24 protein-coding genes are annotated in these 22,010 nt (G+C 45.1%); 19 read left to right on the top strand and 5 right to left on the bottom strand.

Going from position 1 to position 22,010, the window contains the following annotated elements; genetic code table 11:
• Nucleotide 1 precedes the first annotated feature (1 nt).
• The 10 genes from B1728_RS22960 (at nucleotide 2) to B1728_RS22915 (ending at nucleotide 11,292) form a co-directional block, all read left to right on the top strand.
• Nucleotides 2-883, top strand: a complete 882-nt coding sequence (locus B1728_RS22960) for a carbohydrate ABC transporter permease (protein ID WP_079912740.1) — start codon at nucleotides 2-4, stop codon at nucleotides 881-883.
• A gap of 61 nt (nucleotides 884-944) precedes the next feature.
• Nucleotides 945-2,555: an ABC transporter substrate-binding protein gene (locus B1728_RS22955; RefSeq protein ID WP_079912739.1), complete on the top strand. Its 1,611-nt coding sequence runs from the start codon at nucleotides 945-947 to the stop codon at nucleotides 2,553-2,555.
• Nucleotides 2,556-2,629: 74 nt separating this feature from the next.
• Complete coding sequence (locus B1728_RS22950) at nucleotides 2,630-4,111, top strand: glycoside hydrolase family 32 protein (RefSeq protein WP_079912738.1); 1,482 nt, start codon at nucleotides 2,630-2,632, stop codon at nucleotides 4,109-4,111.
• Between the two features lie 20 nt (nucleotides 4,112-4,131).
• Entirely contained in the window at nucleotides 4,132-5,016 is an 885-nt protein-coding gene (locus B1728_RS22945) for an ROK family protein (protein ID WP_079912737.1), read from the top strand.
• 980 nt (nucleotides 5,017-5,996) lie between these two features.
• Complete coding sequence (locus tag B1728_RS22940; RefSeq protein ID WP_079912736.1) at nucleotides 5,997-6,638, top strand: class I SAM-dependent methyltransferase; 642 nt, start codon at nucleotides 5,997-5,999, stop codon at nucleotides 6,636-6,638.
• 76 nt (nucleotides 6,639-6,714) lie between these two features.
• Nucleotides 6,715-7,218, top strand: a complete 504-nt coding sequence (locus B1728_RS22935) for a GNAT family N-acetyltransferase (RefSeq protein WP_079912735.1) — start codon at nucleotides 6,715-6,717, stop codon at nucleotides 7,216-7,218.
• A gap of 246 nt (nucleotides 7,219-7,464) precedes the next feature.
• Nucleotides 7,465-8,373, top strand: a complete 909-nt coding sequence (locus B1728_RS22930; RefSeq protein WP_079912734.1) for a GNAT family N-acetyltransferase — start codon at nucleotides 7,465-7,467, stop codon at nucleotides 8,371-8,373.
• A gap of 12 nt (nucleotides 8,374-8,385) precedes the next feature.
• The gene (locus B1728_RS22925; protein ID WP_079912733.1) at nucleotides 8,386-8,655 is read left to right on the top strand and encodes a CD3324 family protein; all 270 of its coding nucleotides are present in this window, start codon (nucleotides 8,386-8,388) and stop codon (nucleotides 8,653-8,655) included.
• Between the two features lie 333 nt (nucleotides 8,656-8,988).
• Entirely contained in the window at nucleotides 8,989-9,819 is an 831-nt protein-coding gene (locus tag B1728_RS22920; protein WP_079912732.1) for a protein kinase family protein, read from the top strand.
• A gap of 399 nt (nucleotides 9,820-10,218) precedes the next feature.
• Nucleotides 10,219-11,292 (top strand): phosphotransferase enzyme family protein, encoded by a 1,074-nt coding sequence (locus tag B1728_RS22915; RefSeq protein WP_179136157.1) that lies wholly within the window; start codon nucleotides 10,219-10,221, stop codon nucleotides 11,290-11,292.
• A gap of 69 nt (nucleotides 11,293-11,361) precedes the next feature.
• Here B1728_RS22915 and B1728_RS22910 read toward each other — a convergent pair whose 3' ends face one another.
• On the bottom strand, nucleotides 11,362-12,009 hold the full coding sequence (locus tag B1728_RS22910) for a YczE/YyaS/YitT family protein (protein ID WP_079912731.1): 648 nt from the start codon (nucleotides 12,007-12,009) through the stop codon (nucleotides 11,362-11,364).
• Between the two features lie 114 nt (nucleotides 12,010-12,123).
• Between B1728_RS22910 and B1728_RS22905 the strand changes: the two genes are divergently transcribed.
• The 4 genes from B1728_RS22905 (at nucleotide 12,124) to B1728_RS22890 (ending at nucleotide 14,423) form a co-directional block, all read left to right on the top strand.
• Nucleotides 12,124-12,576: a MarR family winged helix-turn-helix transcriptional regulator gene (locus B1728_RS22905; protein ID WP_079912730.1), complete on the top strand. Its 453-nt coding sequence runs from the start codon at nucleotides 12,124-12,126 to the stop codon at nucleotides 12,574-12,576.
• Nucleotides 12,577-12,603: 27 nt separating this feature from the next.
• Nucleotides 12,604-13,122 (top strand): spermidine/spermine N(1)-acetyltransferase, encoded by a 519-nt coding sequence (gene paiA, locus B1728_RS22900; protein ID WP_079912855.1) that lies wholly within the window; start codon nucleotides 12,604-12,606, stop codon nucleotides 13,120-13,122.
• Nucleotides 13,123-13,254: 132 nt separating this feature from the next.
• Complete coding sequence (locus B1728_RS22895; protein ID WP_079912729.1) at nucleotides 13,255-13,872, top strand: FMN-binding negative transcriptional regulator; 618 nt, start codon at nucleotides 13,255-13,257, stop codon at nucleotides 13,870-13,872.
• Nucleotides 13,873-13,979: 107 nt separating this feature from the next.
• Nucleotides 13,980-14,423, top strand: coding sequence for a cell wall hydrolase (locus B1728_RS22890; protein ID WP_079912728.1), 444 nt, complete (start codon nucleotides 13,980-13,982; stop codon nucleotides 14,421-14,423).
• 100 nt (nucleotides 14,424-14,523) lie between these two features.
• On the opposite strand, the gene B1728_RS22885 is transcribed toward B1728_RS22890, so the two are convergent.
• The 4 genes from B1728_RS22885 to B1728_RS22870 are packed head-to-tail and all read right to left on the bottom strand — an operon-like array spanning nucleotide 14,524 to nucleotide 17,318.
• Complete coding sequence (locus B1728_RS22885; RefSeq protein ID WP_079912727.1) at nucleotides 14,524-14,889, bottom strand: YxeA family protein; 366 nt, start codon at nucleotides 14,887-14,889, stop codon at nucleotides 14,524-14,526.
• 18 nt (nucleotides 14,890-14,907) lie between these two features.
• Nucleotides 14,908-15,639 carry an ABC transporter permease gene (locus tag B1728_RS22880; protein ID WP_079912726.1) on the bottom strand — a complete coding sequence of 244 codons (732 nt, stop codon included), beginning with the start codon at nucleotides 15,637-15,639 and terminating at the stop codon, nucleotides 14,908-14,910.
• A 12-nt stretch (nucleotides 15,640-15,651) separates the two neighbouring features.
• Nucleotides 15,652-16,404, bottom strand: a complete 753-nt coding sequence (locus B1728_RS22875) for an ABC transporter permease (RefSeq protein ID WP_079912725.1) — start codon at nucleotides 16,402-16,404, stop codon at nucleotides 15,652-15,654.
• Entirely contained in the window at nucleotides 16,401-17,318 is a 918-nt protein-coding gene (locus B1728_RS22870) for an ABC transporter ATP-binding protein (RefSeq protein WP_079912854.1), read from the bottom strand. Before B1728_RS22870 ends, B1728_RS22875 begins: the two co-directional genes overlap by 4 nt.
• A 167-nt stretch (nucleotides 17,319-17,485) precedes the next feature.
• On the opposite strand from B1728_RS22870, the gene B1728_RS22865 reads away from it, so the two are divergent.
• The 5 genes from B1728_RS22865 to B1728_RS22845 all read left to right on the top strand — a co-directional run bounded on the left by B1728_RS22865 (nucleotide 17,486) and on the right by B1728_RS22845 (nucleotide 22,003).
• Nucleotides 17,486-18,199: a response regulator transcription factor gene (locus tag B1728_RS22865; RefSeq protein ID WP_079912724.1), complete on the top strand. Its 714-nt coding sequence runs from the start codon at nucleotides 17,486-17,488 to the stop codon at nucleotides 18,197-18,199.
• Nucleotides 18,200-19,612 (top strand): sensor histidine kinase, encoded by a 1,413-nt coding sequence (locus tag B1728_RS22860; protein ID WP_079912723.1) that lies wholly within the window; start codon nucleotides 18,200-18,202, stop codon nucleotides 19,610-19,612.
• Between the two features lie 230 nt (nucleotides 19,613-19,842).
• Nucleotides 19,843-20,292, top strand: coding sequence for an RrF2 family transcriptional regulator (locus tag B1728_RS22855; protein ID WP_079912722.1), 450 nt, complete (start codon nucleotides 19,843-19,845; stop codon nucleotides 20,290-20,292).
• A gap of 274 nt (nucleotides 20,293-20,566) precedes the next feature.
• Nucleotides 20,567-21,226 carry a nitroreductase family protein gene (locus B1728_RS22850; protein WP_079912721.1) on the top strand — a complete coding sequence of 220 codons (660 nt, stop codon included), beginning with the start codon at nucleotides 20,567-20,569 and terminating at the stop codon, nucleotides 21,224-21,226.
• A 258-nt stretch (nucleotides 21,227-21,484) separates the two neighbouring features.
• Nucleotides 21,485-22,003, top strand: a complete 519-nt coding sequence (locus B1728_RS22845) for a hemerythrin domain-containing protein (protein WP_079912720.1) — start codon at nucleotides 21,485-21,487, stop codon at nucleotides 22,001-22,003.
• Nucleotides 22,004-22,010 lie beyond the last annotated feature (7 nt).

Raw genomic sequence — 22,010 nt, 5'->3', positions numbered from 1 at the left:
CATGCCCATTAAACATTCCGGATTCGACCGTTTCCTGCTCACGTTGAACATGATCTTCCTGTCGCTCGCGGTACTGATCGTTGTCATTCCTTTGATATATGTCTTGACCGCATCCTTTATGGATCCATCCGTGCTCCTTAGTCAAGGGATATCATTCCATCTATCTGACTGGTCCTTGGAAGGCTATAAGAAGATTCTATCGAATCCGGCTATGATTCGAGGTTTTGGCAATGCCGTTTTATATTCCGTTTCATTTGCGGCATGTACCGTCCTCATCTCGATCTTTGCGGGGTATGCGTTGTCCGATGACAGACTCCGGGGAAAAGGATTTTTCATGACGCTGTTTATTATCACCATGTTTTTTAGCGGCGGACTTATCCCTACATATTTGCTTGTGAAAAATCTTGGACTGCTGAATACGGTATGGGCGATCATCATTCCGGGCGCTGTGAATGTATGGAACATCATTCTCTCGAGAACGTTTTTCAAAGGCGTGCCGAATGAACTCAAGGAAGCTGCGAATGTCGATGGCGCTTCGGAGATGCGAATCTTCTTCCGTGTCGTCTTGCCGCTCTCCAAACCGATTATTTTTGTACTCGCGCTTTATGCCTTTGTCGGGCAGTGGAATTCCTACTTTGATGCGATGATTTATCTAGACAATCCCAATCTTCATCCGCTGCAGCTCGTCCTGCGCTCCATCCTCATTCAGAATCAAGTGGACCCGGGGATGATCAGCGATCAGCTCGCGATGGCGGAGTTGAAGCGATTGTCGGAAATTATCAAGTATGCGGCGATCGTCGTCTCTAGTTTACCGCTCATCATTATGTATCCGTTCTTCCAGAAGTACTTTGAAAAAGGGGTTATGGTTGGTTCCCTGAAATAGGGAACAGGCTGCCCATAGATGAAGTGGCTATCATTCAACTCTAATTTGGAGGTCATCTGAGATGAAAAGACTAAAGAAATTAAAACTTTCGACGAAAGCGGCTTCTACTTCTGTCCTTGCTTCATTGATGATCCTTACGGCTTGCAATGGCAGTGGAGGAGAGACTGCGGCGAGTAAAGAGCAGGATCCGAACGGCAAAGTAACGCTGAACTTCATTACACAGAGCTCTCCGCTCGCTCCAGCGGATCCGAATGACAAGCTGATTAATAAACGGCTTGAAGAAAAGACGAATGTGCATATTCAGTGGAAAAATTTCACAAAGGACGTATTTGTAGAGAAAAGAAACCTGGCTGTAGCTAGCGGCGATCTTCCCGATGCCATTTTCAATGCGGATTACAGTGATTATGAATTGCTCAAACTGGCGAAGGACGGAGCGATCATTCCACTGAATGATCTTATCGAGAAGCACATGCCGAATTTCAAAAAAGTGTTGGAAGAAGCGCCAGAATACAAGAGCATGATTACGGCGCCAGACGGCAATATTTATGCCTTCCCGTGGATTGAGGAGCTCGGTAACGGCAAAGAAAGAATCCAGGCCGTAGACAGCATGCCTTGGATCAATGTGGAATGGCTTAAGAAGCTGGGACTTAAGATGCCTACAACAACGAAGGAATTAAAGGAAGTATTAATTGCATTCAAGACCAAAGATCCGAATGGCAACGGGAAGGCGGACGAAATTCCGTTGTCCTTCATTAATAAGCCGGGCGCGGAAGATTTGGCGTTCCTCTTCGGCTCGTTCGGACTGGGCGAGAACCCTGACCACGCAGTCGTTAGCAATGAGGGGAAAGTGATCTTCACGCCGGCACAAAAAGATTACAAAGAAGCGGTATCTTTTATTCACGAGCTGTATCAAGAAGGACTCATTGACGTGGAAGCCTATACGCAGGACTGGAGTACCTACCTTGCCAAAGGAAAGGATCAGAAATACGGACTTTACTTCTCCTGGGATAAGGCGAACATCAGCGGTGCGAATGATCATTACGAAGTAATGCCGCCGCTTGCAGGACCTAATGGCGAAGTGAATGTAACAAGAACGAATGCGCTTGGCCTTGCGAGAGGCAAGATGGTGATTACGAGCGCCAATAAAAATGTAGAAACGACAGCGAAGTGGGTGGACCAGCTGTATGATCCGATTCAATCGGTTCAGAACAACTGGGGAACATATGGAGACGACAAGCAGCAGAACATCTTCGAATTCGATGAAGCGAAGGGGATGCTGAAACATTTGCCGCTGAATGGTGCGGCTCCTGTAGAACTGCGCGAGAAGACAAGTATTGGCGGACCGCTCGCGATCCTGGATTCGTATTATGGGAAATACACGACCATGCCGGATGACGCCAAAGGCAGAATGGATATTATCAAGAACATTATGGCTCCGAAGATGAAGGCTGAGAACGTTATGCCAAGCGTATTCAATTCCATAGATGAGCTCGATCGCTTGACGACCATTGAAACCGATCTGTTTGCCTACGTGCTTCGCATGCGTACGGAATGGTACCAGAACGGCAAGATCGATGAACAATGGGATGCCTATTTGAAAGAACTGGACCGCTTGGGCTTGCAGGAATGGCTGAAAATCAAGCAGGGCGGTTATGACAGAGTAACCAAATAATGATCGATCCATACAGAGAGAAGGACCTTGAGTTCAAATTCAAGACCTCATAAAGAGTAGAGGAGAAAACAACCATGACTACGATGACTAAGCAAAATTATCGAGGCGTATATCATTTTTCACCGAAGGAAAATTGGATGAACGATCCGAACGGGATGGTGTATTTCGAAGGAGAATATCATTTGTTCTACCAGCACCATCCGAGCGGAATGACCTGGGGACCGATGCACTGGGGCCATGCGGTGAGCAAGGATCTTGTGACCTGGGAGGAGCTGCCGATTGCGCTAGCACCTGATGAACAAGGCATGATTTTTTCGGGCAGCGCTGTGGTCGATTGGAACAATACGACGGGGTTCTTCGAAGGTCAGCCAGGCCTTGTCGCGATTTTTACGCACCACAAGGAAATGCCGGACGGAAAGCCAGCCATTCAGCGTCAAAGTCTGGCCTACAGTACGGATCGCGGCAGAACCTGGACGAAATACGAGGGGAATCCCGTGCTTGAGCATGCTACATACGTTGATTTCCGCGACCCTAAAGTATTCTGGCATCAAGCAACGAACAGGTGGGTGATGATTATTGCTTGTGGGCAGACGGTATGCCTGTATCATTCTCCTGATTTGATCCATTGGACCCTTGCCAGCGAATTCGGCGAAGGGATCGGATCGCATGACGGGGTATGGGAGTGCCCGGACCTGTTCCCGCTCGCGATCGATGGGGATCCTGCTAACACGAAATGGGTCATGCTGGTGAGCATTGGCGCGGATCCCGCTTTTGTGGAAGGCTCAAGAACGCAGTATTTTACGGGTGACTTCGATGGGGAAGTGTTCACGCCGGATGAAGCTTCTAGGCGAGTTCGTTGGTTGGATCTTGGCAGAGATAATTATGCGGGCGTATCCTGGTCCGATGTGCCTGCGGAAGATGGAAGACGGCTATTTATCGGTTGGATGAGCAACTGGATGTACGCAAACCAGACGCCAACTGAAGGCTTTCGCGGTGCGATGACGATCGTACGAGAGCTTTCTCTCGAATTAAGACACGGGGACATCGTTCTTGTACAGAAGCCTGCCAGGGAAATGGAATCCGCCCGCATACAGGTGCTTTCGATGAAAGAGGAGACGGTTCATGAAATCAATACGCGCCTTTCGGAGATTCGCTTGGAATCGTATGAGCTGGTGGCGGCGTTCCCGCGCGGGAAGTCTGCTGGATTTAAGGTAAGAGTAGGTGCGGATACAGAAACCGTGATTGGAGTGAATGGTGAAACCGAGGAGCTTTATGTCGATCGAACGGCGTCGGGTCTGCACGAATTCCATGAGCATTTCTTAGGACATCATACAGCCAAGCTGAACGTGCAAAACGGGCTCTATGAACTCCGCATTTACGTGGACCGTTCTTCCGTAGAAGTGTTCGGTCAAGGCGGCCAGGCCGTCATTACGGATCTGATCTTCCCTGGACCGGAATGTACCGGACTTGCCGTGTTCACAGAAGAAGATCAAAACCTGCGGATGTCCCTGGATATCTATGAGGTTAAGCCTTCTGCGGAACAAGCCAGGAAATAGCCATCGAGAGGAGTCATGATATGCGGATAGGTGCAATCGAAGCCGGAGGAACGAAGTTCGTATGCGGGATCGGGAATTCGCAGGGGGAAATCGAAGATCAGATTAGCTTCCCGACCGAACGTCCAGAACTGACGCTGCCGAAAGTAATTCAATATTTTCAAGACACGAAGGTCGAAGCTATCGGCATCGGATCGTTCGGGCCGATCGATTTACGCCCAGATAGCAAGACGTATGGTTACGTGACCACAACGCCTAAGCCGGGGTGGAGCAACTTCGATATGCTGGGCACGCTTAGAGAAGCCTTCCGGGTTCCATTCGGTTGGGATACGGACGTCAACGCAGCGGCACTCGGCGAGGTGACCTGGGGCGCTGCCCAAGGGCTGTCCAGCTGCATATATTACACCATCGGCACCGGTGTTGGCGTTGGCGTCTATGCAGAAGGCCGCCTGATTCATGGCCTTGTTCATCCGGAAGGAGGGCATATTCTGATGAGACGCCATCCTGACGATCCTTTTGCAGGCGGATGTCCCTATCATGGGGATTGCCTGGAAGGCATGGCAGCAGGTCCTGCGATTGAAGCAAGGTGGGGGGTAAAAGGGCACGAGCTACCTATAGATCATATCGCATGGGAGATCGAGGCGTTCTATATTGCGCAGAGTATCACAAGTGCGATCTTATTTAACTCTCCTCAGCGAATCATTCTTGGCGGAGGTGTGATGCAGCAATCCCAGTTGTTCCCTCTTATTCGGAAGGCTGTGCAAGCGAATTTGAATGGTTATGTAAATTCAAGCGCCATCCTGGAGCACATCGATGATTATATCGTGCCGCCCGGACTGGGTCAGCAAGCTGGACTATGCGGCGCTTTGGCACTGGGACTTGCTGCTAGGGAGCGGGCTTTAGCTTAGAATAGAGAAATGGTATGGCGGCCGGTTGCGTTAAGGATTCGGCTGCCTTCTTCTTGTTTGATTCTAGTTATGCGGAAGGGGTGGACCGACTGATCAGTGAGGTCGAAGAGCAAGGGAATCAGGATGTATAAGAAGCAGCGAAGCTAGAAGTCATAACCATGAAAGTGGCTATGACTTCTTTTGATTTTTTTAGAGAGAATTGTTAGCGGAACTGGATCGTCAAGGATTGTTGGTGAACCTGCGATGAGACTCTCATTCGGAGACTTGGTTTAGCTTGCGTAGAAGCAAAGCCCAAAAGGCACTGGGTAGCCCTGATCTTGTTGAATAACCATCCGCTGATTGTCATGAAAATGCCGAAAAAAACGTTTGCGGCAGCCGGTCGTTCTGTCGGCATACAATAAGGTGTGGAGCTAGCTAAAAGAAGAATGAAGGGTTAGTCATGTTTCTTATTAGCCGGGAAACCTTGAGTAGGACAATCAATAGCGATAAAGCGAATTATACAAAAATTGGTCCTGAGTATTTTGATGGTTTCTACAGAACTACGCAACTCTACAAATCGTACAGGAATTAATTGCATCTCCATTTGCGGTAAGACTGAGCGAATTGCAAGTGTTGATAATGAAGTACAATTCGAATAGGGAGATACGGAGTTGAAATCGATGCTTTTGAAAACATTACTTTAAACTACGTGGAGTTATCGTTAAATACAAGACGGAACCAGCTTTTGCCCAAGTATTTGGATTAGTTGGTGACCCTTACGATAAACTTCCTGTTCTTAGAACTAAATTAGGCATATACATGAAACGGATACGATAGTGCAGGAGCTGCTTCAACTCGGCTCCTTTTTTCTTTATTCAAGTAGCGGGCAAAGGGAGCTTATTTCAACCGGTAAGCGTAAAAAACGGCCCTTTATTAAACAAATATGGTAAAATTGGGTCGTTATTAAATTAATAATCATAATCAATCATTGGAGGAAACAAATGACCCAAGATCAATGGAAGAATTACCATGAGGCTGCAAATCAATCACGAATAAGAACATTCCCTAATTTAATGAGATATCAAAAGATGATGGTACCTGGAAAGGTCATGGATCTTGGAATGGGTGTGGGCTTGTCTGCTTTATACTTTGCTAAATTCGGGTTCGAAGTGGAAGGGTATGATTTATCAGATGCCGCAATTTCTGCGGCTAGCAAGCGGGCCGAACAAGAAAACATTAAACTTGTGATCGAACAAAAAGATATTAGAGAAGTACATATAGCAGAAGAGCAGTACTCATTAATCATCCTTGCGAATGTCCTCCAATTTTTTAACGATAATGATATCATAGGGATTTTAAAGCGTGCAAAACAAGGCTTAACGAAAGGCGGATTACTATATTTAAGTACTTTTTCAACTGAAGAGCCGACATATAAAATTGCTATACAGAAAGCCGAAAAAATTAGTGACCGCACGTTTTTTTATAGTAAGAATGACAGATATATTCACTTCTTTACTAGGGATGAAATAGAAGAAATATTTATTGATTACAAAAAAATACTTTTACTAGAAGGCATCCAACTTGATATTGGTCATGGAGAACCTCACTACCATGGATCGATAGAAGCTATATTCCAGAAATAGTCCTTCGATACTTAGGCGCTCGTTATCCCGAAGGGTCCTGAGGGGGGCTCTCGGCAAAAATGATGGAGGGAAATAAATGATTGTAATCAGAATAATAGCCCCTGAAGATGCCGAGTCGTTTTGGGATTTAAGACTAAATGCTCTAAAAAACAACCCAGAAGCATTCTCTGCAAATTATGAGGATTCTGTTACTGCGACTCTCGAATCAGTTAGATCACGTATTCAAGTGTCAGATGACAACTTCATTGTGGGCGCATTTAGTAATAATACTGTTATCGGAATGGTTGGTTTTGTTAGGGAGCGCACCAAAAAATTAAACCATAAAGGCAATATCTGGGGGACCTATGTCGCTCAGGAATTTAGAGGACGAGGCATTGGTCGTAAACTGATGGAAGAAACAATAATTCGAGCAAAAAAGTTAGAGGGATTAACTCAAATAAACCTCGGCGTAATCACATTTAATGAAGCTGCAAAAAGAATGTATGAATCACTCGGATTTAAGTCATATGGAATTGAAGTTAAATCTATGAAGCATGTTGGAAAATACTTTGATGAAGAATTGATGACCTATCATTTTTAAGCTAAACAGGTGCGTTCAATCAATTTCATCTAAGAGCAGTTTGCCGCCGGCAACCGCATTATGTGTTAGTGGGCAGATTATCTTTCGTCCTTATCATTTAGAAGTTTAAACGACAAATTAGTGGGCGAAACAGCCTTCATCAGCCGGAACAACCTCGTTTGTCTTTTTTTCTACCCTGATTTCAATATTTCCTTTGTTGGTGTTTGCTGGAATAATATAGTTAAATCATATGGAGGTGATTGATGAATGTCAGACGATATAAAGGTGAGGAAAGTAACTCCAGACGATGATTTTCCACAAATAAGAGAACTTATCCTGTCTACCAAAAAGAGATTTTACAACGACCCTCGGTTAAGTGTGATTTGTGCAGAAGAGCTTAAAGATTCATATACCAATTCGAATTTGGGGTTCGTTGCGGAGAAAAATGGCCGGATGGTCGGCTTTATGGGGCTTACACTGGGTACATCTAGTCCAAACGGCTATCTAGAATACGGTGTAGCGGAAAATCAAACGGAAGCGCTGAAACAAATGATTCAATCTTGCTGCAATGCGATTCAACTAAAGAAAGGCAACAAGCTGTATTACTTTGCAACAATGCCATTTGGCCAAGTCAGAAATCAGGAAATCACTTTATTGGAACAGCATGGCTTTATTTCGGACGAATATTCGCAAATTTCTACACATTTCCACTTGCCGGATTGGAAAGAACCTGAAAATCTCAACACGGACGGAATTGTTCCTCTTGCAAATGCCAAAAAGGACGATATCATTACCATGCTTATTGAGGATGGCGAAGAGCTGCAGGCAGAGCAGTTCAGCAAACAATATTCAAATCTATCATCGGAGGCCGTCCTACTCTCAATGTTCAATTCCTACGGTCAGATAGCCGGATTTGCCTACTACAAAGTAAAAGCGCTCAATCCGTCCAATAATGATCTCAGCGCTGTCGCATTCGGTATACACTTCAGAGCTAACGTAAGTAAAGCTGATAAAAAACGGCTTATTCAAGCTGCACTTTTGTCTATGCGCCAACTCAATATCATTCATGTCAATTCCATGGTAACACTGAAAAAGTTCGATAATTTTGTATTGATGGTCAGAGAAGGTTTTGACGATTATATGGCCAACACTTTGCGATTAAAGTTAACGATTTAGGCGGATTTGACAATGAAAAAATATGTTAACGCCCAAAACGTATTGCCGGAGGAACTAGTTAAAGAGATTCAAAAATATGTGAATGGAAAGTACATCTACATCCCTCAAACGACGAGAAAAGAATGGGGCTGTTCGTCAGGAATACGCGAGGAGTTAAATACGCGGAATAATGAAATTTTTCAGAAGTATACGGAAGGGGTTAAAATATCTCAACTTGCTGAAATATACAGCCTGAGCGAGGATCGGATAAAGAGCATTATTTACGAGAGACGGATGGAGTAACAAATAAATACTGCGACTGCCCACGACTTCAGTTGAGGAGCAGCTGCTATCGAATTATCATATGGAACTATTGCATTTATAAAACCGATGTGGGCATGGAACCATGGGTTTCGAACAACCCTTAATAGAATAAGTCATTACGCTAACGGGGAGTTCAATGCATCAAGGAGCAGTTTGCCGCCGCGGCAGCTGCTCTTTCTGCTAATTCAATCTGCATTTAACAATCTTAATGCTCATCGAATAGTAGCTACTCTAATGCTGAGAACAGTCTTTCAGAAAAAGTAATGATAAGAGCTGGAATGGTAAGGGATGGTATTCTATGGGAGGTAGTATATGATAACTAAAATTATCGATGGGGTCACATTTGAGTTGAAAGAAGAATTTGATTTTAAATTTTTATCTGAGTACGGCAAAGTCTTTGCTGTATTCGACAGGCAAGATTCTGGATATTTATGTTTTGGTATCCTAAATGATAACAAGAAGCTTTTCGTAAAGGTGGCAGGCGCAGCTACTGTATTAAGCAGTGTAAGTACGGACATGGCTATTACTCGGCTTAAATCAACCGTTTCTGTCTACCAAGATCTAAGTCACCCGAGTCTCATCGAAATAATCGATCACAAGGAGATCAAAAATGGTTACCTAACGGTATTTGAGTGGTTTGACGGAGATTGTATGGGGAAGCAATATAATTCGTTTGAGAAATTCTTGGCCCTGCCATTAGAAAAGAAATTCAGTGTTTATAATGAAATATTATTATTTCATATTCATGTAAACAAAAGAGGATACATTGCTTTAGATTTTTACGATGGTTGCATCATGTATGATTTTATATCAGAAGAGACCAGAATTTGTGATATAGAATTTTACGCAAAAAGACCAGTGATAAATACAATGGGGCGTATGTGGGGGTCAAGTCGCTACATGTCTCCAGAGGAGTTTCAACTAGGTGAAGAGATTGATGAAAGGTCAAATGTATTCCAAATGGGGGCAACAGCCTTCCAGTTGCTTGGTGGCGGAAAAGAAAGAAGCTTTGATGAGTGGCAAGCAAATGAAAAATTATTCACGATTGCATTGAAAGCTGTTAGTACACAAAAAGATGATCGCTATCAATCGATCGATGAATACTTCGAGGCGTGGAATAACGCTGTAACGGGTAATAGTTGATTAAGCGAGATTAAAAAGAATGCCATTATAGACAGCGCGGCAAACCGTATTACGGTAATTCATTACGCTAACGTTTACGTTAGTTTGGTACAAACGAGGGGCAGTTGAGTGGATTGGCGTTATGCGAGCGATCATGATATCTTAATAAACTTAAACGGGATGCGATTGAGTTTTGAAGATCAGGACGTGAAAATTTTGCAAACTTTATAATCATCAGTTCCCTTCTTTCGGGATAAAGTTGGAATCAATCCTTCGCCAAGTACAATGCAGCAGGGTTGATTTTTTATTTTTGCTATTGCGACTTTGGTTATATAGAAAGTTTCCTTGGAAATGAATGGGAACCCCTCGGTAAAATAGAAAGTGAAAAACTAACTACAGATAGCACCGAAAGGAGATAGGATGACTCATAACGAGGCTGTTAAAATATGCGATGCATATTTACTTCCATTTATATCGGAGCTGTACGGGTTGGAGGGCTATGAAATCAGGCCGGTTAAGGCACATGCCGGAGGACGGAATGTCGTTTATCGCTGCGAGAAAGAGGGCGCTGATGGCAAAATTATTAGAATCACCTACTTGAATGACAGGAGCCGGGGAGAATTGCTCGGCGAAGTGGAATATATCCGATATTTATTCGAGCATGGCGGTAGTGTCTCGAGTGTAGTCAGCTCCCGAAAGGGGAATCTGCTGGAAGAGATATCTCATAATAACCACACCTTCTTTGTCTGCCTGTTTGAAAAGGCTAAGGGAAAAAGGCTTGTAGAAAATCATTATCGGTACCGGGAAGGAGTCCCTATTACCGAATATTATTATAACTGTGGTAAAGTTCTGGGGAAGCTGCACCAATTGTCGAAAAGCTATGCTCCCGTCCATCGCCGTTATAGTTTTTTTGATAAGTACAATGTCGAGTATATCGATAAACTAATCCCCGGCTCCTTATCTCTGCTTAAGGAGAAGCTGGCAGAGCTCCTTAAAACCTTGGAAGGGCTGGACAGGAGCCCGGAATCTTTCGGTATGATCCATTTTGATTACAATGATGGGAATTATACGATAGATTTTGCTACAGGGCAAATCACTGTATACGATTTCGATAATGCTTGCTACGGTTGGTATATGTATGATCTGGCAGATCTATGGAGAAGCGGCATGGGCTGGATACGATCTGAACCTGACGCCGATAAACGCAAAAAGTTTATGGATGATTACTTTAAAACAGCCCTCGAGGGGTACAGATCCGAGACCCAGATCGAAAACTCGATGCTGGATCAATTGCCCTTATTTATCCAGGTGACCATCATGGAACATATTGTAGATGCATTAGAGGGTATGCGGAACAACGGTGAAGAGCTGACGTGTGATGAGGAACTGTCCTATTGCATAAAATGCCTGGAAGACGATGTCCCGTATCTAGGATTTTTCCATGAGATGTATTCGTATGAAGAACCCTTCGAGTGTGAGGAACGAGATATTTGATCGTTTTTTGGGGATGCCCTGAATCAAAGCGGCATTCCCCATAAAGCAATAGGATGTACAAGCCGTTGATCAATTCGTTGAACGGTTACGAGCCTTATCATAATCGGGCAGCGTACTAGAGTGTATTACTATGCGGTCTAAAATTTTTTTAGTCAATGGCATAAAGTAATTAAGCAGTAGCCCCCCTAAGCAAACGGTTAGTAAAGTACCAATACCAATCGGTCCATGGAAAATCATTGCCATGACCAAGAATACGACGTAAATGAAGGTTCTCGAAAAAAATAAATTAGTTCTAGTGAGTTCTTGTATTATTAATGTTAATCGGTCAATGGGAATCGGCGCAAAATTAGTGTGTAAATAGGTGGAGGTTCCCAAGCCTATAACAACTAAACCGATGCCGAAGCAAAGGATTTTGCTGTACCATTGTTCAGGAGCTATTACATCGTGCAATAAAAAAAGCCACATATCAATGCCAACCCCCGTTATCAATGCTGTCAGCATCCCCAAAACTTCCGGTCTTTGTCTTTTTAACAGCGAATTACAGCATATCAGTATCAAAGCAGTTATGATTTCCCAGCTCCCTACCGTAAGCCCCACTTTTATGGATAATCCCACCAAAAGCGCATCAAAAGGTGAAGTTCCAAGGTCTGATTGTATAGTGAAAGAAATACCAAGGGTCAATATTAATATTCCTACGACATAAAAAACATATTTCACTTTCCTCGACCTCTTTTAGGTTTATTTATGTTGCAAATACAACAAATTTAAGTTAAATTTACTATATATCGTTTTTATTGCATTTGCAACAAAAATTCTTCTAAGGAGATCATTATGAAGGAAGTCCTGCGTGAAATAGGAATGATTGCAAGGGCATTAGATTCAATCAGCAATATAGAATTTAAAGAATATGACCTTACAAAAGGGCAGTATTTGTACCTTGTCCGAATATGTGAAAACCCGGGAATCATTCAAGAAAAATTAGCGGAGATGATCAAAGTAGATCGGACGACCGCGGCTCGTGCCATACAAAAGCTTGAACTGAATGGCTTTATCGAAAAGAAAGAGGATGAACATAACAAAAAAATAAAAAAGCTCTTCCCAACAGATAAAGGGAACGAGGTGTATCCTTTTATCAAAAGAGAGCATGATCATTCGAATAGTGTCGCATTAGCTGGATTTTCCGAGAAAGAAGCAGAAACCATTTATCATCTTCTTCAAAGAGTTAGAAAAAATATAGAAATCGATTGGGAATTTGTGAAAAAGGGAAACAAGAGAAATTATTGATTCTGTAAAAAGGAGCTGTCTATGAAAATGACTGTAACCATAAAAAAATGCGGCCGTGAAGATCTACAAACACTCCAAGAAGTAAGTATCGAAACCTTCAACGACACATTTAAAGATCAGAATTCGCCTGAAAATATGAACGCCTATTTGGAAAGAGTATTTAACACTACCCAGTTGGAAAAGGAATTGTCCAATATCTATTCGGAATTTTATTTCGTCTTTTTCGATGAAGAGCTTGCCGGATATTTAAAGGTTAATATGAATGATGCCCAATCCGAGCCAATGGGTGATGAGTCGTTAGAAGTGGAAAGGATTTATATAAGACAATCATTTCAAAGAAAAGGGCTTGGAAAATATTTAATAAACCAAGCGATGGAAATAGCCAGAGGACACAAAAAAAAGAGAATCTGGCTGGGAGTTTGGGAAAAGAACGAGAATGCCATTGACTTTTATAACAAAATGGGTTTTGTTCAAACTGGAGCTCACTCATTTTATTTGGGCGATGAAGAACAGATTGATTTTATTTTGACCATGACGATGATATGATAAAGAGCATTGACGAATTGGTGCAGTGAAAAACATTAATAATGGATCTTCTGCTAGTCCACTAATTTGTTTATTGTTGGTTTATCTTTTTAAAAACATTTATACATTAGATGTATGAAGGGAGAAAACCATATGTATATACCGGAGCAATTCAAAATCACGGATCATTCTATTGCCTACAAGATTATGAGGGAAAATAGTTTTGCAACTTTATTTTCTCAACATGAAGGAACACCCTACGCCACTCATTTGCCGCTGATTCTCGATAAGGATCATAAGTACCTATACGGTCATTTTGCCCGTCCAAATCCTCAATGGAGAGACATTAGGGATCAAAATGTGTTAGCGGTATTTCATGGTCCCCATTGTTATATCTCTCCCTCTTGGTATGAGACGAATAAGGCCGTTCCGACATGGAATTATGTGACTGTTCATGTGTATGGGAAGGTCGAATTTATTGAGGACGAAAATGAGTTAATGGAGTCCTTGCATGAGATGGTATTGAAATACGAAGCCCCTGACAGCTCCTACAGGCTGCAGGATATAGACCCCGGCTTTCTAAGCGGTATGAATAAGGGAGTGCAAGGCTTTAAAATGAAAATAGACACAATAGAAGGGAAAGCGAAGTTAAGTCAAAATCATTCCATTCAACGGCAGGAATTGGTTATTCAACAGCTAGAGAAGATACCGAATACAGACGAGCAGCAAATTTCCTCTCTAATGAGACAAAATCTTAGATCATTAAGCTAAGGGGTATGACGGATTCCGACAAGCCTTAACAAAAAGACAGCAAAACGGTCATACATTCGTGTCACCTACAATATGATGAGTCTAGAACAATCTGAAGAGGTGAGCCGATGGCAGTCGTAAAAGCCAGGCAAAGAGATATTGATATGTTGGCAAGGTTACTTCGAGCCGAAGCTGTGGGCGAAGGTGAAATGGGCATGCTTCTTGTCGGAAATGTTGGCATTAACCGAATAAGGGCGAATTGCTCCGATTTTAAAGGAATCCGGACTATTCCTCAGATGATCAACCAGCCGCATGCGTTTGAGGCGCTGCTTCATGGAATGTATTATCAAAGCGCAAGAGAGCAGGAGCGCCGTCTCGCGCGGCGGGCTGTGAATGGGGAGCGGTTTTGGCCGGCTAAATTCTCCCTCTGGTATTTTCGTCCGGGAACAGCGGAAGCTCCCGAGCCATGTCCGGATACATGGTATAATCAGCCGCTTGTAGGAAGATACAGGCTGCACTGCTTTTTTGAACCTACTGGGGAAGAATGCGAAAATATTTATAATACGTATTAAATTAAGGTTTAACAAGCTGCAGCAATTGCCCTCCATATCGAGCGCAGCTACAGTAGAGCACAAGAAAGCGGATGCCATATACACTGGCATCCGCTTTTGGTTAGTGGGCAGCTTGAATATTTCGATACTTTTGTTGAACCGCCTCCGGCAGCTCCTCGAAGGTCACCTCTTCCCAGTATGTGACGCCCCGTAATAAAGTGTGATATAACCGAACATAAGCTTCGTTTCTCAGCTGCTTTCCGGCCGAAAACTCCATCTCCTTTCCTTTTCCTTTCTCTGTGTATACTGTCAGCTTATACTCATAACGTCCGTTCATATTTTGTACGCCGGGACCCGATACCATCGTATAGTAGATGGTTTTGCCAGCTGGGTTTTCGGGTGTCAATTTGTCGGGAGTAAAGAAGAACATCCATAAAGATACGACAATCAAGAGCATAATTCCCAGCGTCAGTAATAGTTTTTTCATTCTGCTATTCCTCCTTAATCAGGATGTAACCATATCTTTGTTCTTCATCCGGCGAATAGACCATGACGCAAAAACAAGAATGTAGGCCAAGGTCATTAACCAAAACAGGGTGTTTTGTATGCCGGTCAGCTTATCTTGGCTCAACACGCTCATGCCGATGGTAAGCAGGGAGAACGGGTAACCTATGCCCAGCTTCGCAACATACAGGCCAAGACCGATTAATGCCGCGCACAGACTTATTCCGATAGGCGTAGCGAAGCTGCGGATCTGCAGTGAAAGACCCAATTGCAACGCGATGATGGAGAGGGAAGCATACCAACCGCGCAACGTCCAGTCTATAGTCTCTACAGGCAGTGACCCGGACAAGGAAAGCAGAGTACCTGCAAGCCAGTACAGACCTAAGAATAACGCTTGCGCGAATAAGATAAATAGGCTAACGGTAATCCATTTGGCAAGATACACGCTTGCGACGGATACCGGAGAGGTCAGTACCAGATTCCAATTCCGGTTCAGATGCTCCAGTCTGCATACATAAGAACAGCAGATAGCAATCAGGACGGGCAGGAAAAATTCTGCGTAAAACAGGCTGACTTGAGTCCACAGGCTGTACCACCCATTGTTCAGGACATCCCGGTTCAAATAGTAATTTGCACATCCAATCAGCAGGCTTAGGATAGGGAGAAGAGCGAGTATAAGACTCATCCTGGAATGCCGCAGCTTGAGCCACTCGGCGGAAAGGCTTCGTATCATTTGTGTTCCTCCTCAGTATTCCTGCCGGTTAGCATGAGTGTTTCCGGCGATATAGAACAGAATGGCCATGAGCAGAGCCGCCAACGCGAGCCCGGAAACCAAAGGCTGTTCCATATAGGTGCCCGAAGCCTCGGCGTACCGGTAAGTAACCGGACTCAGATCCAAATAATAAGACCAGATAAACCAATGTCTGGCAGCGGCAGGGAACAGCCCGGCGGTCATTCCGATAAAGCCTCCTAACATTCCAAGGCAAAGTGCAAAGGTCTGGTTTCTCACAACCCAAGAAATCCACTGTTGAAGAGCCGTGACGGCAAGAGTGGCCAGCATAGTCCCCCCTACGAACCGGATTAGCAGGTCGATAGGAAAGCCGCCGGGAAAACCCTTAATCAAACCGAACACAAGTATGAATACGGTCTGTGCAAGAATGCCATACAGGAGCAAACTATTGGCGCAAACATACTTCGCTGCATAGAGATGTCCGCGGCTCACATTGGCGGCCGCAAGCATTGTCCAAGTGCCTCCTTTATGCTCCATATCACAAATCCGGGAGGCAACAATAGCTGAGATTATCGGCATAAAAAGCCCATTCATGGACGAGATGCTAAAAAAGACAGATTCCCATACAGCATGCTCCTGATTACGGGCTATAGACACGCTGGTAGCCATAAGGACCCACAGCAGCTCTGCGGCAAGAAAAAGTATAATCATGACCCCAATCTTTTTGCGGCGGATTTTGAAGTATTCCAGTCCTACTGCTTTGATCACAAGCTGCGCTCCTTTCCCGTCAGGTCAAGGAAAATATCCTCCAGACTTTTTTTTCGTTCCTCGATTCGAATGACCGGAATGTCGTGTGAAACAAGCAATTTGTTGATATCCGCCACGTCTGTGTCCCCAAGATAACCGAGCTCGAGCTGACTGCCGCTGTGGAGCGGGCTATGACCTTGGGCGAGAAGGAGCCTTTCGGCTTTGCTGTTGTTCCCGGTTTTTAGCAGGATGGCGGGCCTGCCTTGTTCCTGCAGACTTGCCATTTTGCCCTGAAATAACAGATTTCCTTCACTGATGATGCCTACGGAGGTCGCGATCTGTTCGATTTCCGAGAGCAGGTGGCTGGAGAGCAAGATCGTCATCCCATAGCGTGCGGGCAGTGATTTGATGAGCTCCCGGATTTCACCGATGCCTGCAGGGTCAAGACCATTCGTCGGCTCATCCAGGATCAGCAGCTTGGGGAAGGCAAGCAGGGCCATTGCGATTCCAAGCCGCTGTTTCATTCCGAGCGAATACTGCTCCGTTTTCTTGTCTTTGTGATTGTCCAACCGTACGATACGAAGCGCCTCATCTACGTTTCGATCCGATACGCTCCGCAGACGCTGCATGATCCTCATATTTTCAAGACCTGTCAGATGTCCATAGTAAGAGGGCGACTCGATCAGCGAGCCGGTACGCTCGAGAATGTAGGGACGGTTCCTGTTCAGGCTTTTTCCGAAAATATGGATGTTCCCCTCCGACGGCTTGATAAGTCCGAGAAGCATCTTTAGTGTAGTTGTCTTCCCGGCGCCGTTGGGCCCGAGAAACCCGTAGATTTCCCCTTCCTCAACATGAAGATCAACCTTATTTACACGGTTCATCCGCCCATAGGTTTTGGTCAATTTGTGCGTTTGCACAATGGCCGAATCACTCATATGAAAGCTCAGCTCCATTCCCGTCTTTGGTGTACTTTTCTTGGTATTCACTGTAATCGGTCCGCCTTTCTGCAATCTAAAGAGAACCTTACGTCCACCTTAAATCGATTCAGAAAACAAACAGATCACCCTTCGGTTCAGGTATAATGAAAGTCGGGTGACGGAGAATGGAGAATGTCAAAGACAAGAAAATTTTAATCGTTGACGATGAACCGGAAATCAGAATGATGATGGAACGGTTTTTAAGAAAAGAGGGCTTTTTTCGCATTTATCTGGCCGCTGACAGCGCATCGGCTCTGGCGAGCTGCCAAACGGACAAGCCGGATATAGCGATTCTTGATGTCATGCTGCCGGATGGAGATGGATTTTCCCTTTTGTCCTCCATTAGACAGTTCTCGGAAATGCCCGTCCTTTTTCTTTCCGCGCGGGGGGAGGATGAGGATCGTTTGCTTGGACTAGGTTTAGGGGCGGATGACTACATGGTGAAACCGTTCCTGCCGCGCGAGCTGGTGCTGCGTTTGACGGCGATTTTGAAGCGGGTTTATTCCTCCCCTGTGACGGAGTATCTTTGCAGCTTTCGATTAGGAGAAAGGGTCATTCATATGGATAGTGCGATCGTGCAGATAGATCAGGAAGAACTGCCATTGACAGCCAAGGAGCATGCCATTCTTCTGAAGCTGTATGAGAGCCGGAACCGAATCGTCACGAGTGATGCCTTATGTCAAGCCGTCTGGGGAGATGACAGCTACGGCTACGAAAATACATTGATGGTTCATATCAGGCGGTTACGCGAAAAAATCGAGAAGGATCCATCCAATCCCATCTATCTGCTTACTGTCAGAGGACTGGGATATAAGCTGTTGGCGAAGGAGAACACCTAAGTGGACGGTATTATACGCGTGCTGCGCCGCTATGTCGCTTCGACCATCATCCTCTCGATATTCCTCCTCATTTTCAATTTCATATTGCTAAGCGTGCTGATTTTCAGGGAAATTAACCAGCGGCCGGCTCCGGAGGATGTAGTTAAAGTAGTTGCCGAAAGCCTGGAGTTGCAGGAAGGAAGCTATACCTTGGGTGAGCATGCTGCCGAGTTTCTCCAACGATATGAGGCGTGGGCCATGCTGCTCGGTAATGATGGCCGAATGAAATGGAATGCTTATTTGCCCGATGATGTACCGCAAGCCTACAACCTGGTCGATGTAGCCAAGTTCTCACGGTATTATCTTATGGATTATCCCGTTTATCTTTGGGAGCATAAGGATGGTCTTGTTGTGGCGGGCTATCCTAAGAGCAGCTATGGGAAGTATCAATTGAATTTTGTTTCCGACTGGGTAAGGTCACTGCCTATTCGGATTGTGTGGCTGCTCCTTCTTAATGCAGCGGTGGCTTTGCTTGTATCTATCGTTATGGGAACACTTCTAATAAGAAGGATTCGCCCCCTTGTTGCAGGGGTTCATCGTCTTGCTGAGGAACAAGAGGTCCGCTTGGATACCAAAGGGATATTTGGTGATCTGGCCCGCAGTATGAATTCCGCGTCAGATATTGTTCAGAAAAAAACAGCGGCGTTGAAGGCACGGGATGAGGCGCGCTCCAACTGGATCGCCGGTATTTCCCATGATATCCGGACCCCGCTCTCGATGGTTCTAGGCTATGCAAGTGAAATGGAGGATAATCGGGATTTGCCGGAGGAGCAGAGGCATCATGCCGGGATCATCCGGCGTCAGGGGGAGAAGCTGCGCTCGCTTGTAAGCGACCTGAACCTGGTCTCTATGCTTGAGTATGAAATGCAGCCTTTGCATTTGAAAAACATCCGCTTATCTGTGCTGGCAAGACACGTTGTCGCAGATTTTTTGAATAATGGCTTGGAAGAACGGTATGAAATTGAATTACTGCTGGCGGACGAAGCGGTTCAAGTCCATGGGGATGAAAGATTACTGCTGCGGGCCATCAGCAATCTTGTCCATAATAGTGTGCGGCATAATCCGCAGGGCTGCCGGATCAAGCTGGAAACCTCTTTGTCCAGGGACGGCTCCAAGTATCGCTTTATCGTAAAGGATAATGGAGCGGGAATTCCCCAGGAGCAGTTGGCGGTTATTACGGAGTTGCCCTATTCGTTAAAAAGAAAGAGATCTGTTCAACAAGGCCATGGTCTGGGACTTCCCATGGCGGCGAGGATTGTGCAAGCACATTCAGGCCGTCTTATTCTTGAAAGTGAAGCGGACCAAAGAGGTTTAACCGTATTGATGGAATTTCCTGTACACTCTGTTCATGGGGCACAAGCGGATCCGCTGTAAGACTGGAAGCAGCAAGAAACAGGTTCAACCTACGACGTGGCTGCCGGCACAAATCGGCAGCCAAACGTTGGTCAGCCATTTGGTAACGATTATGCTATTTTTGCCAAGCTCCTCTTTAAGGGAATGCTTAGATGACGCAGGTTTAAGGATTGGTAATTGCGGGATGTCCGGGAATTCGGTACAATGATTCATAGCTATAAATAATATGAGATATGAGGGGGGAGCCTAAGGTGAAGCCGGAATATTGTACTACGTCGCAGCACCCGAAATGGTTCGGCCTCGCTGTTCAAGCACTAATCATTATGTCTAAGGAGAACGTTAATACAGCTTGCCCGAGCATCGAGCTTGCCAAATACCTTCAGTCTGAGCCTTCTTTGCTGCGCCGTATTCTTGCCGTTCTTGCCAAGGAAGGTTTTATCGGAACCCGGGAAGGCCGCGCCGGCGGGTACCACTTACAGAAACCACCGGAGTCCATTCGTTTGGTAGATATCTATGATGTATTTCGTACAGGCAGCAAGCTGTGCTTTGGTATTACTGAAACAGCGGGCACGCATCCATTTGGCTGCAGCATGAAATCCGTGCTTGAGGAAATCACTAATGAAATGGATGAAAGCATGCGCGGAGTTTTGAGCAAGTACACGATAGCGGATATTGCCAATCAATTGGAAACAAAAACTTAACATGAGCCTAGGCAATAAGACAGTTGACAACGGCCAGCACAGAGTCTATACTGTGCAATATAATCAACAGTTTAATGCTGAAGCATGATGCATATTTTTTTGGGATATACTGTGCTTTATTCCACACAGTTTCCTGATATGAATTTATGCACTCATTCTTCCAGCTGCTCAGGTCATTGTTTTTTTGCTGCAGCTGTCAATCGCTGATAAGCATTAGCTAGCGTTTGAAGCTGTGCTACATCATAAACAGCAGTTAATTTAAGGAGGATTTCATATGTCAACTTCAACTCAAACCGGGACCAATTCCCCGCTATTCACAGATGTTATTCGCGAACGCCGTTCTGTACGTCACTATGACAAATCGGTCCGTTTGTCCCACGAGCAAATTAAGGAGCTGCTGAAGGAAGCAACGCTTGCACCTTCCTCCTCCAATGTTCAGCCTTGGCGTTTCCTCGTTATCGAAACGGAAGAGCTGAAGGAGAAGCTGCTTCCGATCGCTTTTAACCAGTCTCAGGTTACTGAAGCGGCAGCGGTAATCGCTGTATTGGGAGATACGGAAGGCTATAAAAAAGCCGACGAAATTTACGGTGAAGCAGTAAAACGCGGCTTTATGCCGGAAGATACGGCCAAATCCTTCGCGGAAAGAACCGTGAGCATGTACGGCGCGCTTCCGAAAGAGATTTTGAATAAAATCATTTACACTGACGGCGGTATTGTTTCCCAGCAGCTGATGCTGGTTGCACGCGCTCATGGCTACGATACGGTTCCAATGGGCGGCTACGACGCGGCCAAACTTAAGGAAGCCTTCAACATCAGTGACCGGTACCTTCCGATCATGCTGATAGCGCTCGGCAAAGCCGCAAAACCAGGCCATCCGACGACACGCTTGCCGATTGAGGAGATTACCTTCTTTAACGAAATGCCCGCAAACTAATGAGTAACGACCTTCGAACCGGTACGATCATGTACGGGACCTCGAAGGTCTTTTTTTCCTATTCTATAAAAATGCTTACATCTATCTGTTTACCTAGAAAATAAGTCAGAATCAGGAACACGAAAATAAACCTTTTCACGAAGCAATATAAGAAACTGCCTTGTATTGTGATTGTTTTCACATACAATTCACTTACATTCCGTTAAACTTGGAGCTACATAAGACATTATAAGGCTTAAGCCAAACGGAGGGGTACCTATGAGACAGCAGGACAATATGAGCAAGAGCTTTACGACGATCGGGCATCCGCTGTACGAATTTAACGAAGCGGTTCAGCGCTTGAGAGAAGAGCACGCCATGCTCGAGGAAGGCTTAAGCGAACTCTGCGCTGCAGCCAAGAAGATAGGCGGGGAGGAACAAGTCGCCGATTGGACCGGCACGCTCCGTGAATTGAGGGCAAAGGCTGAAGCGTTTCAGCAAGAGCTGGAGGCCCACAGCCAATGGGAGGAGAAGAAGATGTTTCCGATGATTGCCTGGTATTTCGGAGAGGAGCTGGATCAATTTCCGCTGATGGAACAGGAGCATGAGCTGGCCGAGCAATGCATCAAAGCCTTCTTCAAAGCCGTAGACAGAGTCCATCATGCCGTGCGCCGCCCGGAGGCACAGGATATAGCGGCTTATTTGCTGCAGGCCAGCTCGATATTAAAGCATCATTTTCGCAAGGAAGAGGAGATCATCGAGGCGCTGGAAGACCGTTCGAACAGGTTCGGCTATTAGGCGGCTG

Origin of the sequence: Paenibacillus sp. 32352 (assembly GCF_002042965.1) — a bacterium.
Lineage (GTDB): Bacteria > Bacillota > Bacilli > Paenibacillales > NBRC-103111 > Paenibacillus_S > Paenibacillus_S vulneris.
This window is presented reverse-complemented; position numbering and strand designations above follow the sequence as displayed.